Origin of the sequence: Streptomyces sp. P9(2023) (genome assembly GCF_032436795.1) — a bacterium.
GTDB lineage: Bacteria > Actinomycetota > Actinomycetes > Streptomycetales > Streptomycetaceae > Streptomyces.
The window spans coordinates 1-248 of the sequence record NZ_JAUPWM010000733.1; the positions used below are offsets into that span (position 1 = coordinate 1).

At 66.9% G+C, this 248-nt stretch carries 1 protein-coding gene; it reads left to right on the forward strand.

Annotated elements, in window-relative coordinates:
• Positions 1-248: hypothetical protein (locus tag Q5762_RS39275; RefSeq protein ID WP_399495644.1), on the forward strand; the 248-nt coding region annotated here is incomplete at both ends.

Below are 248 nucleotides of genomic sequence, written 5' to 3' on the forward strand. Positions count from 1 at the left end.
GCGTCATCATCGCGCTCGTCATCGAGAAGGCGGAGGGTCTGACGAACGGCGTCAACGGCATCATGGACATCCCGCGCGCGACGCAGATCGGGCCGCTGTCGATCGACAACGACGCTGGGCAGTACGAGCTGGTCCTGGCCTTCCTCGTCGCCGGCCTGTTCATCATGCAGCGCATCGTCACGTCGCTCGTGGGGCGCGGCTTTGTCGCGATCCGCAACGGCGAGGCGCTGGCGGAAGCGCTCGGCATC